Here is a 15,701-nt window from a genome sequence, read left to right on the forward strand (position 1 = left end):
ATGGAATTACATTACCGTTATTCTGCGCGCCAAAGCAATTCGGCATATGTCGTATCTGGCATATGTGCTATCTGACCAGCAGAATCTTTCCCACATGGTCGCCGGTGTCGAAATACCGGTGCGCGGCGCCGGCCTGGTCCAGCGGGAAAGTCTTCGCCACCAGCGGCCGGACCCGTCCGTCCGTCAGCAGCGGCCATACCGCATCGCGGACAGCGTCCATGATCACGGTCTTCTCCGCAACGGACCGCGGACGCAGCGCCGTCGCAATGATCGCGGCACGCTTGCTCAGCAGCTTGCCCAGGTCCAGTTCACCCTTGGCGCCGCCCTGCAGGCCGATCACCACCAGCCGCCCATAGTCCGCCAGCGCGTCCACGTTCTGTGTGAGGTACTTCGCCCCGACGACGTCGAGAATGACGTCCGCGCCCTTGCCGCCGTTCTGCGCCCGCAGGCTCTCGGGGAAATCTTCCTCCGCGTAGTTGATCGCGATGTCGGCGCCCAGGAACGCCTTGGCCGTGCCCACCTTTTCCGCGGTGCCCGCCGTGGTGGCCACCACGGCGCCGAACGCCTTCGCGAGCTGGATGGCCATGGTGCCGATGCCGCCGGTCGCCCCGTGGATGAGCACGGTCTCACCCGGCTGCAGCTGCGCCGTCATGACCAGGTTGGAGTAGACGGTGGCCGCAACCTCCGGCAACGATGCAGCGGTCACCAGGTCGACGCCGTCGGGAATCCTCAGAACCTGTCCCGCTGGCACGGCCACCTGTTCGGCGTAGCCGCCGCCGGACAGCAGGGCGACAACCTTGTCCCCGACGGAGAACGGCTTGGTCACGCCGGGGCCGAACCCGGCGATCCGGCCAGAGACCTCCAGCCCGGGAATCTCCGAGGCCCCCGGCGGGGGCGGGTAATGGCCCTTGCGCTGTTGGACGTCGGCGCGGTTGAGCCCCGCAGCGACGACGTCGATCAGCACCTCGCCGGTGCCGGGCACCGGCGACGGGACCTCGCGGACCTCCAGGACCTCGGGTCCGCCGGGCTCTGAGATGTAGACAGCCTTCATGGAGAGCTCCCGATTCCTAACGAACTTCTTGCAGCCTTCTTACAGGGATGCGCCTGCAGCACGCCACGTCCGAAGCGCCTTCTCCCAGAGTAGGCGGAGGACTTACCCGTGTCCGCGAGCGCAACCGCGTTTTTTGTTGCTGCCGACTGCCTATGAAACACTACTCGTTAGGGAAGGTTGTCCGAGCGGCCGATGGAGCTGGTCTTGAAAACCAGTGTGCGGTGACCCCGTACCAAGAGTTCGAATCTCTTACCTTCCGCGAATAATGCCCCTGGTTCTGCGCTTGCCGTGGAACCGGGGGCATTTTTGCGTGCGGGCTGGCACCGTGACGCCGCGGGATGCCGCCGGAGCCGATCACGCGGACCCATTGAAACCGTCAGTGCCCCGGCATAGTCTCACTGTGTCTTGACCACCCATATGATTCCGGCGGCGGGCAGCGCCGCCAAAGGCCATTCCGCCGCAGAGCAGAGCAGGAGCCCACTATGCCTACACCGGACCACACGAACGGCGCGCCATGCTGGATCGATCTGATGACCTCCGACACCGGAAAGGCCAAAGAGTTCTACGGTGAGCTGTTTGGCTGGACCTTCGAGACGGGTGACCAGGAGAAATACGGCGGGTACATCATGGCGGCGAAGAACGGGAAGCCCGTCGCCGGAATCATGCAGAAGCAAGAAGACCAGGCCGGCTTCCCGGATGTTTGGTCCACCTACCTGCGCACCGATGATGCCAGTGCGACTGTCTCCAGTGCGGCGGAGCACGGCGGACAGATCTACCTGCAACCCATGGACGTGCCGGATCAGGGACGCATGGCCATGGTCGCCGATGCCACCGGGGCGTCCATCGGCGTCTGGCAGCCCGGCGAAATGAAGGGCTACGGGCTGGCAGCCGAACCGGGGACCCCCGCCTGGCACGAACTACACACCAAGGAGTACGCCACCGCGGTGAAGTTCTACCAGGACGTGTTCGGGTGGGACACCGACGTCATGAGTGACACCCCTGAATTTCGCTACACCACGCTGGGCGCCGGGGACGCCGCCAAGGCAGGGATCATGGACGCCTCGGGCTACCTTCCCGCGGAGGTCCCGTCCAACTGGCAGGTCTACTTCGCCGTTGCAGATGCGGACGCCTCAATCGCCAAAGCCCAGTCCATGGGCGCCCGGGTGGTCGACGGACCGGACGATTCCCCGTTCGGACGGCTGGCCACCCTGGCCGACCCCACCGGCGCCATGTTCAAAATCGTGGCCGACACCGGGCAGGGGTCCCAAGCCGCCGCGGACGCCTAGCCGCGAAGCGCGGACAGCCCGTTCCCGCTAATTAACAAAATTGTTGTAAGAAATACCGGCCAGCCCCTTTCGCAAGGGCTACTGGCCGGTATTCTGCTGTGGAGCGCCCGGCGAGGTCACCCGGTCGCCACTCACAGGCACCACCTAAAACCCTGACCCGGGCGTTCGAGCCGTTCCGGGGAGGCTGTGACACGTTCCGCTGGGGGGCGTCTCGCCGAATGCACATGCCGTACACATCGTGTTCATTCACCCCTGTTTTGCTGTGCCGGAAACTGCTTGACCAGGAGCAGTGACCGGCGGTCCGCGGGCATCACCCGGACACATTCCACCCAGCCCCTACCCGGGCACCTAATGAGAGTTAGAGCGGATGAAACGCATACCTTGGAAAACCGCGCTCGGCACAGCGCTGTCGGCGGGGCTCATCGCAGCCCCGCTGGCCGCTGTCCCGGCGTTCGCCGTGGAGGTCTCCCCGGCGGCTGGCACTTCGCCAGTCATCATCAACGAGGCGTACCTCAGCGGCGGCAGCAGCGGAGCAGCCTTCAAGAACAAGTTCGTTGAGCTGTACAACGCCTCGGACGCCCCGGTCTCGCTGGACGGCTGGTCGCTCCAGTACCGCTCATCCACGAGCACCACGGCCCCCAGCTTCGCCGCTGCCCTGACCGGCACAATTCCGGCAAAGGGCTACTACCTGCTCAAGGGCGCCGCCAACGGCGGTACTGCCGCCGTCGGCGCCGAACTCCCCGCCGCAGACGTCACCGCCACCGGATTCAACCCCGCGGGCGGGGCGGGAACCATCGTCCTGGCCAAGCAGGCCGCCGCGCTGAACCCGCTGGCGTCCGGCTCGGTAGTCGAATCCTCCAACGTGGCCGATCTCCTCGGCTACGGCACCTCCAACACCTTCGAAACCCAGGCGGCCACCGCTCCGACGAGCAACACCGACGTCAAGAGCCTGAACCGCAGCAACGGTGTTGACAGCAACAACAACTCTGCAGACTTCACGCTGAACGCCACGATCACCCCCAAGGCCGCCAACGGCGCAGCCGCCCCGGTCGATCCTCCCGTCGACCCGGGCCCGGTCACTCCCCCGGCCACCAAGACCATCGCCGAGATCCAGGGCACCGGTACCGCCAGCCCCCTCGTGGGCACCTCGGTCACCACCCGCGGCAAGGTCACCGCCACCTTCCCCACCGGCGGATTCGCGGGTTACTACATCCAGACCCCCGGCACCGGCGGGGACCTGACCCCGGCCAACCACACGGCGTCGGACGCTGTCTTTGTGTACTCGGCCGCAACGGCCGGTTCCGTCCAGGCCGGCGATTACGTGGAGGTGTCCGGCACCGTCAGCGAATTCTTCGACATGACCCAGGTGACGGTGGCCGCCGCGGCGGACATGAAGAAGCTCACCGAGGCAGCACCCGAGGTCAAGGCCACCGGCTTTGCCCTGCCGGCCGAGGAAGCCTTCCGGGAGTCCCTCGAAGGCATGCTTCTGACCCCGCAGGGTCCCATGACCGTCAGCGACAACTACTCCCTGAACCAGTACGGCGAAATCGGCCTGGCCGGCGGCACCACCCCGCTGGAGCAGCCCACCGCCGTCGCAGAGTACGGTTCCGCCACGTACACCGCCACCGTCGCCGAGAATGCCGCCCGCGGCATCAAACTCGACGACGGCGCCACCACCAACTTCCTTAAGGACTCCGCTACCAAGGCCGAGGTGCTCCCGTACCTGACCACGGCGGACCCCGTCCGGGTGGGCGTACCGGTGAGCTTTAAGACCGACGTTGTGCTCAGCTACGCCAACGGCTCGTGGAAGTTCCAGCCCCTGACCCACCTGACCCCCGCCAATGCGGAGTCAGTCCAGCCGGTCAGCTTCGGCGCCACCACCCGTACGGACGCTCCGGCGGCAGTCGGGGGCAACCTCAAAATCGCCTCGTTCAACGTGCTTAACTACTTCCCCACAACCGGCGACACGATCGCCGGTTGCAAGTTCTACAACGACCGCCAGGGCAACCCCATCACCGTCAGCGGCGGCTGCAACGTCCGGGGCGCGGCCAACGCCGCAAACCTCCAGCGCCAGCAGGACAAGATCGTCGCCGCCATCACGAAGTCCGGCGCCGACGTCGTGTCCCTCATGGAGGTCGAGAACTCCGCACAGTTCGGCAAGAACCGTGACGATGCCCTGGCCAAGCTGGCTGATGCCCTGAACATCGCCACGCCGGGGATCTGGGACTACGTCCGCACACCCGCCAACGCACCCCCGCTGTCCGACGAGGACATGATCCGCACCGCCTTCATCTTCAAGAAGGCCTCAGCAGAGCCGGTGGGCGAGTCCATCATCCACAACGACACGGTCGCTTTCGCCAATGCCCGCAAACCGCTGGCACAGGTCTTCAAGCCCGTGGGCGCCGCGGATGACAAGAAGTTCATCGCGATCGCCAACCACTTCAAGTCCAAGGGCTCGGCCGCCACTCCGGAGGACACCGACAAGGGCCAGGGCGCCTCGAACCTCGCCCGCACCGCCCAGGCGAAGTCCCTGCTGGCCTTCTCCGAGGAGCTGCAGCAGTCCAAGGGCACGGACAAGGTCTTCCTGATCGGCGACTTCAACTCCTACGCCAAGGAAGATCCGATCAACGTCCTCACGGCCGCCGGCTACGTCAACCAGGACGAAAAGGCCAAGAACGCCGACGGATCCGCCAAGCACTCCTACCTCTTCGGCGGCCTGGTGGGCTCGCTGGACCACATCCTGGCCTCCCCCGGCGCCAATGCCGTCGTCACCGGCGCCGACATCTGGAACATCAACTCCGTGGAGTCCGTAGCCCTGGAGTACAGCCGGTACAACAACAATGTCACCGACTACTACGCTCCGGACCAGTTCCGGGCGAGCGACCACGACCCGGTGGTGGTGGGCCTGAACCTGCCAGTCACCCCCGCCAGCGTTGAGCTGAACTTCCTAGGCGTCAACGATTTCCACGGCCGCATCGACTCCAACACCGTCTTCTTTGCGGGGACCATCGAGAAGCTGCGGGCCGCGGCTGCTCCCGGCGCCACGGCGTTCCTCTCCGCGGGCGACAACATCGGCGCCTCGCTGTTCGCCTCCGCGATCGCGAAGGACCAGCCGACCATCGATGTGCTGAACGCCTTGGACCTGCGCACCTCTGCGGTGGGCAACCATGAGTTCGATGGCGGCTATGCGGACCTGCGCGACCGTGTGGTCGCGGGCGGCAGCAATGCCAAGTTCCCGTACCTGGGCGCCAATGTCTACAAGAAGGGCACCACCGAGCCGGTCCTGCCGGAGTACACGGTGCTCGACATGAACGGCGTCAAAGTCGCCGTGATCGGAACTGTCACGCAGGAAGTGCCCTCCCTGGTCACCCCCGCGGGCATCGCCGACCTCGAATTCGGCGACGCCGTCGACGCAATCAACCGCGTCGCCGCGAAAATCAAGGCGGAGAAGCTCGCCGACGTGATCATCGTGGAGAACCACGACGGCGCCGGTTCCGGCGCGCCCGAAGGCTCCACCCTGGCGCAGGAAGTCGCCGCCGGCGGCCCCTTCGCCAAGATGGTCACCGAGGTCACCCCCGATGTGGCGGCCATTTTCAACGGCCACACGCACAAGCAGTACTCCTGGGATGCCCCCGTTCCCGGCGTTGAGGGCAAGACCCGCCCGATCGTCCAGACCGGCAACTACGGCGAGTTCATCGGTCAGATCCAGCTCACCATCGACACGAAAACCATGGCGGTCACCGGCTACAAGGCAGCCAACGTCAAGCGGACCACCTCCGCTGACCAGCCGGCCGCCGATCTCGTGGCCAAGTACCCGCGGGTCGCCGCCGTCAAGACCATCGTTGACAAGGCCCTGGCCGACGCAGCAGTGGTCGGCAACCAGCCGGTCGGCGCCGTGACCAAGGACATCACCACCGCGTTCACCCCGGCCACCGCCACCACCCCGGCATCCCGGGATGACCGCGGCAGCGAGTCCACCCTGGGCAACCTGGTGGCGGATTCCCTCGTGGATTCGCTCAAGGCCCCTGAACTGGGCGGCGCCGAGATCGGCGTCGTCAACCCGGGCGGCCTGCGCAACGAGCTGTACTACGCGCCGGACGGGACCGTCACCTACGCCGAGGCCAACGCGGTCCTGCCGTTCGTGAACAACCTGTGGACCACCTCGTTGACCGGCGAGCAGTTCAAGACGCTCCTGGAGCAGCAGTGGCAGACCAACCCGGACGGTACGGTTCCCAGCCGTGCGTACCAGCAGCTGGGCCTGTCCAAGAACGTCAACTACACCTACGACGCCGCCCGCGCAGCCGGTGACCGGATCACCTCGATCCGGATCAACGGCGCACTGATCGACCCGGCGAAGTCCTACCGGATCGGAACGTTCAGCTTCCTGGCAACGGGCGGCGACAACTTCCGTATCTTCACGTCCGGCACCGGCACCAAGGACTCCGGGCTCGTGGACCGCGACGCGTGGATCAAGTACCTGCAGGCACACAACCCCGTGTCGCCGGACTTCGCCCGCCGTTCCGTGGCCGTGGTGAACACCACCGCAGCAGAGGTCAAGGGTGGGGATGCCATTACCCTGGCTGTCTCCAAGCTGGACCTCACCTCGTTGGGCAGCCCGGTCAACACCTCGCTGGCCGCGGAGTTCACGGATGCCAAGGGCACCGTAACGTCCCTCGGCACAGTCCCGGTCTCCGCCGGTGCTGCCACCGTGGCTGTGACGGTCCCCGCCGGCGCAGCAGCCGGCACGGGCACCCTGGTGCTCACCGCCGTCGAGTCCGGCACCGTGGTGAAGGCCAGCGTCCTGGTTGCGGCAAGCACCCCGGTCCCGCCGAAGTGCACCGCGCCGGTCCCGCCGACGAAGTGGTACGACTTCAAGGCCTGGATCAAGTACACGGTCGCCTGGTTCCAGTACCAGAAGTGCCTTAGGGGCTAATCCCTTAGCCCCGCACCAGTGAGCATGCCCTCCCCCGGGCTGCAGCGGTGGACATATTGCGTATATGTCCACCGCTCAGCCCGGACGGAGGGCATGCTCATTCTTTTGCGTCCCGGAACCACGCTCGGGAGTGGTGCCACAGTGACAGGAGGGACACAAGTTGCGCTGGTAGCATGTGCCCGGTGCGAAAAGGAAGATTTAATCGGGCCGTCGGCATCTTCATTGCCCTGACGGCCAGCGGCGCGGCGGCGCTCCTCTGGTTCGCCGTCGCCGCCGGCGGGCCGGAGTTGAGCGAGTCCCCGGCCCAAGGCTTGTTGCTCGGCTTCTGGAGCATCCTGTACAACACGGACGCACCGGCCCCCCGAGTGATCCTGGCCGCCATGGCCCTGGCCCTCCTCATGGCCGCCGGCGTGGCCACAGTGGATCGCAGGATCGCCAACCGCTCACGCCGGTCCCTCGATCCGCTCACCGGCCCGCTGGCCCCCAGAGTGGTCATGTCCGCGACGCGCGGCGTCTATGCCGGTCCGGTGACGGTCACGGTGCTCATCCCGGCCCACAACGAGGAAACCTCGCTTCCCCTGACCATCGCCTCCCTGCTGGAGCAGTCCCGCCGCCCGGACCGCGTCATTGTCGTAGCGGACAACTGCACCGATGCCACCGTCGCCCTGGCGCAGCGGGCCGGCGTCGAGGTCGTCGAATCGGTGGACAACACCCAGAAGAAGGCCGGCGCACTCAACCAGGTGCTGAAGCGGCTGCTTCCCGGGCTTGGCGACAACGACGTCGTGATGATCATGGACGCGGACACCCGGCTCGACGACGGCTTCCTCGCCGCGGCGGTGGACCGCTTCAGTCACGACCGGGCGCTGATGGCGGTCGGCGGCCTGTTCTACGGCGAGGACGGCCACGGGCTGATCGGGCAGTTCCAGCGCAACGAATACCTTCGCTACAGCAGGGAGATCGGGCGCCGGCGCGGCCGCGTGTTCGTGCTGACCGGGACCGCCTCCATGTTCAGGTCACGGGCGCTGCGCACCGTGGCGGAGAGCCGCGGGGCCTCCATCCCGGGCACCCCCGGCGACGTGTACGACACCGCCGCGCTCACCGAAGACAACGAACTGACCATCGCGCTGAAGTCCCTGGGCGGGCTGATGGTCTCGCCCGCGCAGTGCACTGTGGTGACCGAGCTGATGCCCAGTTGGTCCACGCTCTGGGCCCAGCGGCTGCGGTGGCAGCGCGGGGCACTCGAGAACATCGGCGCCTACGGCATCACACCGCAGACCCTGCGCTACTGGGCCCAGCAACTGGGGATCGGCTACGGCGTGATCGCCCTGGGGTCCTACCTGCTGCTGATCTTCCTGATGGTGTTCTCGCTGGATACCTGGATCTGGTTCCCGTTCTGGCTGGGGCTGGGCGTCCTGTTCATGGTTGAACGGGTTGCCACGGTGTGGAGGGGCGGATGGCGGGCCCGGCTTCTCGCCGTGACCCTGTTCCCGGAGCTGTTCTTCGACATGTTCCTCAATGTGGTTTACCTCAAGGGCGTCGCCGACATCTCGCTGGGCCGGACGGCCAGCTGGCAACATGTCACCCATGCCCGTCCGCGCGAAACCATGGGAGCGGAACGATCATGAGCAGTATGGCCATCGCTGTCCCCGCGGGACTGCTGTTTCCCGAGGCGCTGTTGCATACCCATTGGTTCGCTGTTCTTGCCACCTTCGTGGCGATAAACACCGTCATGTACGCCGCACTGGCGTTGGCCAAGATCCTGCCCAAGGTCAACCCCTCAGACTGGATCCGCAAGCGCAATGAGCGCTCCGAGACGCGCAGTATCGACCCCGGCTCGACCCGCTGAGCATGCCCTCCTCCGGGCCGCAGCGAAGGACATACTGCGAATATGTCCACTGCCCAGCCCGGACGGGGGGCATGCTCAGTCCTCGTGAGCCGCGGACAGCGCTCAACTAGCGCCCGAGAATAGCCCGGGCAATCTCGTCGGCGTCCCGCAGCGTGCGCTGGCCGCTGCGGTACACGGGTCCGCTCTTCTGCCGGGCCTCGGCCGCAATGGCCGTTCCCCACTGCACGGCGGACAGCTGCAGCCCGAGGACGTAGAGGCCTTCGGTCACCGAGCCGTTTGCGCCGAGCGGCCGGTAGGGATGCGGGGCGACGTCCAGCCCGGACGTCGGCACCGGAGATCCCTCCACCGTCATCATGAGCCGGGGCCGGACCAGGCCTTCGGCGAGCAACTGCTCCAGCAGCGGTGACTCGTTGACAGCGACCTTGTTGGCTGGCGCCAGCGCCTCGACCATGGCGACGGCGTTGACGACCTCGCCGGCGGCGTTGTCCGTATTGTTCCCCACCCAGGGCGACACCGCCGTGAAGGCCTTCGCCTTGCGGTCCACGCCGAACTTGGGATCCGGTCCGACGAACCGCACGACGCCGGCCCGCACCAGGGCAGCGAGCTGTTCGGCGCGCAGCGCCGGCGGCCCGCTGGCCAGGCCCTCCACAAACGCTTCGAACCAGCCGCGGAGTCCGGCAACCCACGATTCGTCGGTGATCCCACCGTCCGCGACGGCGGTCTTCAGCACCGCCCGGCCGTGGTGCAGGGCGCCGATGGTCATCTTCACCGGGTCGTCCTCGCCCAGAGCGGAACGCCGGGCGTCGTCGAGCAGGTAGTCGACGACGGCGTCGTCGAGTTCCGCGCGGGAGGCGAAAGACCGCCCGGCCAGCGGCGCCGCGAGTCCCAGCAGGTTCAGCCGGTGGGCGGGACGGAGGTGGATCTCCAGGACGGAGTCCACCAGGTCCTCCCATTTCGCAGCGGAGTGCGCATGCGGGCGCAGGGCCCCTTCCAGTGCTGTCAGGAACTCCTTGGGTGCCGTCAGGATGGCACCGGGCTGCGAGCGCGCCAGCGTGGAGTAGTAGGCCCACAGTGCGTCGCGGTGCAGGAGGGGCCAGAGGTCGTGGTCGAAGGCGGGGCGGATTCCCGCCTCCGCGAATTTTGCCAGGGCGTTCTCCGTGCAGTATCTCAGCGTCACGGCGTCGGGGTAGTAGCCGGCGAGGGTCGCCTTGGCCCGGTAGGGGGTGCCGCGCCGCGAGGCCGCGATGATGAGCGGTTCGCGGCCGGAGGGAAGGTAGCTGAGCCCGCCGTCCGCGCCGGGAAGGAACCGGCCGCCGCGGCCTTCTGTCAACTGGCCCATGGCATCAAAGAAGTTCAGCCCCATGCCGCGCACCAGCACCGGTTTGACGGCCGGCACCAGCGACCAGTCGACGTCGGCCGGGGCCGCCGGCGGCAGGTACAGCAGCCCGAATTCCTCCGCCGCCGCCTGCAGCTCGCGCTGCTCGGGGTTGAGCCGCGATTCGAGGTGGCCCAGGGCCAGCACCACGGAATCGACGGTGAGGACCGCGCCGTCTGCCAGTTCGACGTCGAACCGGCCCCTGCCGGCGCTCCCGTCCCCGGCGGCAGCACCGGCGGCGTCCCCGAGTCCGGCAGCGTGGCGGACCGATGTCGCCGTCGTGCTGTGGAAATCCACCGTCACCCCGGCGGGGAGGCGGGCGAGCAGTTCCTCCAAGGTGGCGCGGAGGTAGCGGCCGTACAGGGCCCGGCTGGGGAAGTCGGCCGTGTCCAGCCCGGCGAGTTCGGCGCGCTCCTCGGCTGTGAGGGAGGGGTGGGGCTGCTCCCGCTGCAGCTCGCGCCAGCGGTCGAAGGTGTGGCCGGCCAGCGGCGGTGCGAGGTCCGGGTCCTCGGGGATGACGGTGGAGTAGAACGACTGCGTGTTCATCAGGAAGAGCCGGGACTGGCCCGGCTGCCAGACGTGCCCCGGGCCCGCGGGATAGGGGTCGATGACGTCAATGTGCAAGCTGGCGTCCGGGCCCTCAGGAACCCAGTTGGCCAGCAGCCGCTCCAGCACGCTCGTGCCCCGGGGACCGGCGCCAATCACTGCCGTCCGGATGCTCTGCGATTTGCCCACGGCATCCAGCGTATCCGCAACGGACCCTCAGCCCTGACCTGCCCGGCGCATCCGGGACGGGCTCGGCGGGGCGCCGGCTTGACTTGCTACTGGCGCGCGGATGTTGCTTGGATGGAAAAATGACCACCACTGACGCTGCTCCCCCGCCCGCCTCCGAACCCAACGCCGGGGCCGCCGCCGAGGTGACCGCCCCCGAACCCGTCGACGAGAACATCTGGCTCGAGGAGATCTACGGCGAGGAACAGCTGGCCTGGGTCCGGGAACAGAACGCCCGCACCGAGGAGCTGCTGGAAGACGCGGAGTACGCCGCGCTGGAGGCCAGCATCCTCGAGGTGCTGGACTCCACCGACCGGATCGCCATGGTGGGCAAGCACGGCGAGTGGTACTACAACTTCTGGAAGGACCGGCACAACCCGAAGGGCCTGTGGCGCCGCACGACTTGGGAGAGCTACCGGGGCGGGTCTCCGGAGTGGGATGTCCTGCTGGACGTGGACGCGCTGGCCGCGGCGGAAGGCGAGGAATGGGTCTTCCACGGCGCCAGCTTCCTGCGCCCGGCCGAGGGCGAGGCGCACCGGCTGGCGCTGTTGGCCCTCTCCCCCGACGGCGGCGACGCCAACCGCTACCGCGAGTTCGACGTCGAGGCCCGCGGCTTCGTCGACCCGGCGGCCGGCGGCTTTGACCTGCCGACGGCGAAGGGCAACGCCTCCTGGCTCGACGCCGACACCCTGCTGGTCGCCTCCACCGCCGAAGGCCTGCCCAGCACCACGTCCTCGTACGCCCGGACCGGCGTCAAGCTGCGCCGCGGCGAATCCCTGGCCGCGGCGGAGCGGGTGTTCGAAATCCCCGAAGACCACATGATGGCCCTCGTGGCGCACGACTCCACCCCGGGGTTCGAGCGGACCTTCGCCGTGGACTGGATCAGCTTCTTCGAGAAGACCACCTCGGTGCTGCGCGACGGGGAGTGGGTGCAGCTCGACGTCCCGGTGGACGTGAACCTCAGTTCGCACCGCGAATGGCTGCTGTTCAGGCCGCAGAAGGACTGGGCTGTCGGCGCCACGAGCTACCCGGCAGGATCCCTGTTGGCCGCCGACTTCGAGTCCTTCCTGGCCGGCAGCCGGGACCTGTCTGTGCTGTTCACCCCCGATGAGCACACGTCCCTGCAGTCCTGGAGCTGGACGCGGGACTTCCTGCTGCTGAACCTGCTCCGCGATGTCTCCTCGGAGATCCGGGTCCTTGATCCGCAGGAGCCCGGGACGGACACCGCCTGGGCGTCGACCGTGCTGGACGCCTGCCCGCCGCTGCACGACGTCAATGCCTACGCCGTCGACGACGAGGACACCGCCGGCGGCTCGGACGACGACTCCGACGATGACGGTACCGATGGTGCCGCACCGGTGTCCGAGACCGAGGCTCCCGGGGCAGGGAACGACTTCTGGCTCGTGGCCACCGGTTTTACGACGCCGACCACCCTGAAACGCGGCACCCTGAAACGCGGAGCGCCGAAGGGGGACGCCACGGCCGGCGCCGGTGTGGACAGCACGCACGAGGTGGTCCGGTCCTCGCCGTCGTTCTTCAATGAATCGGACTATGAAGTCCAGCAGCATTTTGCCGTGTCCAAAGACGGCACCCGGGTGCCGTACTTCCAGGTGGCGGCGCGGGACCTGGTCCTGGACGGCCAGAACCCCACGCAGCTGTCCGGCTACGGAGGCTTCGAAATCTCCCGGACCCCCGCGTACAGCGGAGCGATCGGCCGGGCCTGGCTGGAGCGCCGCACGGAGGAATCCGCCGGACACGACGGGGATGCCCCGCACACCCGCGGCGGCGTCTACGTGGTGGCCAACATCCGCGGCGGCGGGGAATACGGGCCCTCGTGGCACCGCGCGGCCCTGCAGGAGAAGCGGCACCGGGCCTACGAGGATTTTGCCGCCGTGGCCGCGGACCTGATCTCCCGCGGCGTGACCTCCCGGGAGCGGCTCGGCTGCGTGGGCGGCTCCAACGGCGGGCTGCTGGTGGGGAACATGCTCACCCGGTACCCGGAGCTGTTCGGCGCCGTGTCCTGCGGGGTCCCGCTGCTGGACATGCGCCGCTACACCAAGTTGTCCGCCGGCTACTCCTGGATTGCCGAATACGGCGACCCGGACGTGCCGGAACAGTGGGAGTTCGTTAAAACGTTCTCGCCCTACCACCTGCTCCGGGACGGCGTGGGCTACCCGGAGGCGTTTATCTGGACGGCCACGTCGGACGACCGCGTGGGGCCGGTCCAGGCGCGCAAGATGGCCGCCCGGATGCAGGCGATGGGCATCCCCAATGTCTGGTTCCACGAGTCGCTGGAGGGCGGCCATGCGGGAGCCTCCGACAACCGCCAGGCTGCGGCCCTGCAGAGCCGCAGCCAGCACTTCCTGTGGCGGGCACTGGCGGGCCGCGGCGCCTGACGCCGGGCGGCCGCTGCTGGCTCCTCCCCCGGGGACAACGCGGGGTCAGGTCACGCCCATGCTCCGGCCCGGGAAGGACGCGATCTGACTCCGCATTGGCCGTTTTGCACTGCATGGCACCTTCTGCGTATCCTTGGTTGGCTAGTTAATAGCAATTGGAGACGTGCCAGAGCGGCCGAATGGGCTTCACTGCTAATGAAGTGTGGGGCACAACTCCACCGGGGGTTCAAATCCCCCCGTCTCCGCGTTTGACCCCGGTCCCTGGACCGGGGTCTTTTGCGTTTCCGGGGACTTTTGCGGGGCTCTGGGGTTAGCGGCACGTCCGGAGGCCGGACACCTGACGCCGTACCGGGGGTCCGGATGGCAGGATGGGCCCATGTCGAGCAACCCCTTGTCGAGCAACAGCGCGTTTGACGCCATCATCGTCGGCGGCGGCCACAACGGCCTGGCCGCGGCAGCGTACCTGGCCAAAGCCGGACGGACGGTCCTGCTGCTGGAAAAACTTGAGCACCCCGGCGGAGCCGCGGTCTCCGCCCAGGCGTTCGACGGCGTCGACGCCCGCCTCTCGCGGTACTCCTACCTCGTGAGCCTCCTCCCGCAGCAGGTCATTGACGACCTGGGCCTGCGCATCCGGCTGGCGCGGCGCCGGTATTCGTCCTACACCCCCGACCCGCACGACGGCGGCCGTGCCCTGCTGATCGACAACGGGGACGACACGGCCACCGCCGCCTCCTTCGCCGCCGTCGGGGCACCCGACGGCGAATTCCAGGCTTTCACCGAGTTCTACGCCGGCTTCCGACAGCTCACCGAGGCCCTGTGGCCCACCATGACCTCGCCGCTGCCGACGCGCTCCGAAGCGAAAGACCTCGCAGCCCGGGCCGGCGCGGGGGCGGCATGGGACGCCCTGACCGGACGGCCCATCGGGGACGTCATCGCCAAGTCGCTCCAGCACGACCTGGTCCGCGGCGTGGTGCTGACCGACGCCCTGATCGGCACGTTCGCCCGGGCCGACGACGAGGACCTGCAGCAGAACATCTGCTTCCTGTACCACCTGGTGGGCGGCGGCACCGGCGACTGGGATGTGCCCATTGGCGGCATGGGCGCGGTGTCCGGGGAACTGGAACGCGCCGCCCGCGAGGCGGGGGCGACCATCCTGACGTCCGCGGACGTCACCGCCGTCCGCCCGGGAGGTGTGGTCAGCTACCGCCACGCCGGGGCGGAACACACGGCCAGCGCATCCTGGGTCCTCGCCAACGTGGCCCCGGTGGTGCTGGACCGGCTGCGGAATTCCGCCGCGTCCGGCGGTACCGCCCCGCAGGCAACACCCCACGCCACCCGGAACCCGAACCATCACCGGGAGGGTGCCCAGATCAAGGTGAACCTGCTGCTGAAGCGGCTCCCCCGGCTGCTGGATGAAACGGTAAGCCCGGAAGCGGCCTTCGGCGGGACGTTCCACATCAATGAAACGTGGTCGCAGCTGGACGCCGCCTACCTCGCCGCCGCGGCCGGAACCATCCCCGACCCGCTGCCCTGTGAGATCTACTGCCATTCCCTCACGGACCCCACCATTTTGTCGCCTGAACTGCAGGCCGCCGGCGCGCAGACCCTCACAGTGTTCGGCCTGCACGTCCCGGACCGGCTGATCACACCGGAGAACAACGAACGGCGCCGGGCGGAGCTGCAGGCGGCCGTCCTGAAATCGCTGAACTCGGTCCTGGCCGAACCCATCGAAGAGCTGCTGCTGACCGGCCCGGACGGACAGCCCTGCATCGAAGCCAAGACCACGCTCGACATCGAACGGGCGGTCGGCATGCCGCGGGGCAACATCTTCCACGGCGGCCTCGACTGGCCCTTCGTCGAGGACAACGCGCACCTGAACACCCCGGCGCAGCGCTGGGGGGTGGCGACGGATGACCCGCAGATACTGCTCTGCGGCTCCGGCGCCCGGCGCGGCGGTGCCGTCAGCGCCATCGGCGGGCACAACGCGGCCATGGCGGTGCTGGAGTCCGACACGCCTTCCCAGAGCTGAGCGTGGTGCCGCGG

The 15,701-nt window shown here is 67.9% G+C and carries 8 protein-coding genes and 2 tRNA genes; 8 read left to right on the forward strand and 2 right to left on the reverse strand.

Annotated features, from left to right (window positions below; all coding sequences use genetic code 11):
- Positions 1-67: 67 nt before the first annotated feature.
- Positions 68-1,051 carry an NAD(P)H-quinone oxidoreductase gene (locus ASE96_RS05555; RefSeq protein ID WP_056427269.1) on the reverse strand — a complete coding sequence of 328 codons (984 nt, stop codon included), beginning with the start codon at positions 1,049-1,051 and terminating at the stop codon, positions 68-70.
- Positions 1,052-1,222: 171 nt separating this feature from the next.
- On the opposite strand from ASE96_RS05555, the gene ASE96_RS05560 reads away from it, so the two are divergent.
- The 5 genes from ASE96_RS05560 to ASE96_RS05580 all read left to right on the forward strand — a co-directional run bounded on the left by ASE96_RS05560 (position 1,223) and on the right by ASE96_RS05580 (position 9,116).
- Positions 1,223-1,310: transfer RNA gene (locus ASE96_RS05560), tRNA-Ser, on the forward strand.
- A 223-nt stretch (positions 1,311-1,533) separates the two neighbouring features.
- Complete coding sequence (locus ASE96_RS05565) at positions 1,534-2,337, forward strand: VOC family protein (protein ID WP_056427272.1); 804 nt, start codon at positions 1,534-1,536, stop codon at positions 2,335-2,337.
- A 367-nt stretch (positions 2,338-2,704) separates the two neighbouring features.
- On the forward strand, positions 2,705-7,270 hold the full coding sequence (locus tag ASE96_RS05570; RefSeq protein ID WP_200913000.1) for an ExeM/NucH family extracellular endonuclease: 4,566 nt from the start codon (positions 2,705-2,707) through the stop codon (positions 7,268-7,270).
- 182 nt (positions 7,271-7,452) lie between these two features.
- Positions 7,453-8,895 (forward strand): glycosyltransferase, encoded by a 1,443-nt coding sequence (locus ASE96_RS05575; RefSeq protein WP_235500145.1) that lies wholly within the window; start codon positions 7,453-7,455, stop codon positions 8,893-8,895.
- A 5-nt stretch (positions 8,896-8,900) separates the two neighbouring features.
- On the forward strand, positions 8,901-9,116 hold the full coding sequence (locus ASE96_RS05580; protein WP_235500146.1) for a hypothetical protein: 216 nt from the start codon (positions 8,901-8,903) through the stop codon (positions 9,114-9,116).
- Between the two features lie 106 nt (positions 9,117-9,222).
- On the opposite strand, the gene ASE96_RS05585 is transcribed toward ASE96_RS05580, so the two are convergent.
- Positions 9,223-11,226: an FAD/NAD(P)-binding protein gene (locus ASE96_RS05585; RefSeq protein WP_056427279.1), complete on the reverse strand. Its 2,004-nt coding sequence runs from the start codon at positions 11,224-11,226 to the stop codon at positions 9,223-9,225.
- A 119-nt stretch (positions 11,227-11,345) separates the two neighbouring features.
- Here ASE96_RS05585 and ASE96_RS05590 point away from each other — a divergent pair, with 119 nt between their 5' ends.
- The 3 genes from ASE96_RS05590 (at position 11,346) to ASE96_RS05600 (ending at position 15,687) form a co-directional block, all read left to right on the forward strand.
- Positions 11,346-13,658: a prolyl oligopeptidase family serine peptidase gene (locus tag ASE96_RS05590; RefSeq protein ID WP_056427283.1), complete on the forward strand. Its 2,313-nt coding sequence runs from the start codon at positions 11,346-11,348 to the stop codon at positions 13,656-13,658.
- Positions 13,659-13,815: 157 nt separating this feature from the next.
- A tRNA-Ser gene (locus tag ASE96_RS05595) sits at positions 13,816-13,903 on the forward strand.
- A 131-nt stretch (positions 13,904-14,034) separates the two neighbouring features.
- Positions 14,035-15,687, forward strand: coding sequence for a phytoene desaturase family protein (locus tag ASE96_RS05600; protein WP_056427284.1), 1,653 nt, complete (start codon positions 14,035-14,037; stop codon positions 15,685-15,687).
- The last annotated feature ends 14 nt before the right edge of the window (positions 15,688-15,701 follow it).

It is taken from the genome of Arthrobacter sp. Leaf69 (assembly GCF_001422645.1).
GTDB lineage: Bacteria > Actinomycetota > Actinomycetes > Actinomycetales > Micrococcaceae > Arthrobacter.

What these genes read in the sequence shown, in the direction of transcription:
- ASE96_RS05555 (WP_056427269.1), bottom strand. Translation starts at nt 1,051, where the DNA reads ATGAAGGCTGTCTACATCTCAGAGCCCGGCGGACCCGAGGTCCTGGAG.
- ASE96_RS05565 (WP_056427272.1), top strand. Translation starts at nt 1,534, where the DNA reads ATGCCTACACCGGACCACACGAACGGCGCGCCATGCTGGATCGATCTG.
- ASE96_RS05570 (WP_200913000.1), top strand. Translation starts at nt 2,705, where the DNA reads ATGAAACGCATACCTTGGAAAACCGCGCTCGGCACAGCGCTGTCGGCG.
- ASE96_RS05580 (WP_235500146.1), top strand. Translation starts at nt 8,901, where the DNA reads ATGGCCATCGCTGTCCCCGCGGGACTGCTGTTTCCCGAGGCGCTGTTG.
- ASE96_RS05590 (WP_056427283.1), top strand. Translation starts at nt 11,346, where the DNA reads ATGACCACCACTGACGCTGCTCCCCCGCCCGCCTCCGAACCCAACGCC.
- ASE96_RS05600 (WP_056427284.1), top strand. Translation starts at nt 14,035, where the DNA reads ATGTCGAGCAACCCCTTGTCGAGCAACAGCGCGTTTGACGCCATCATC.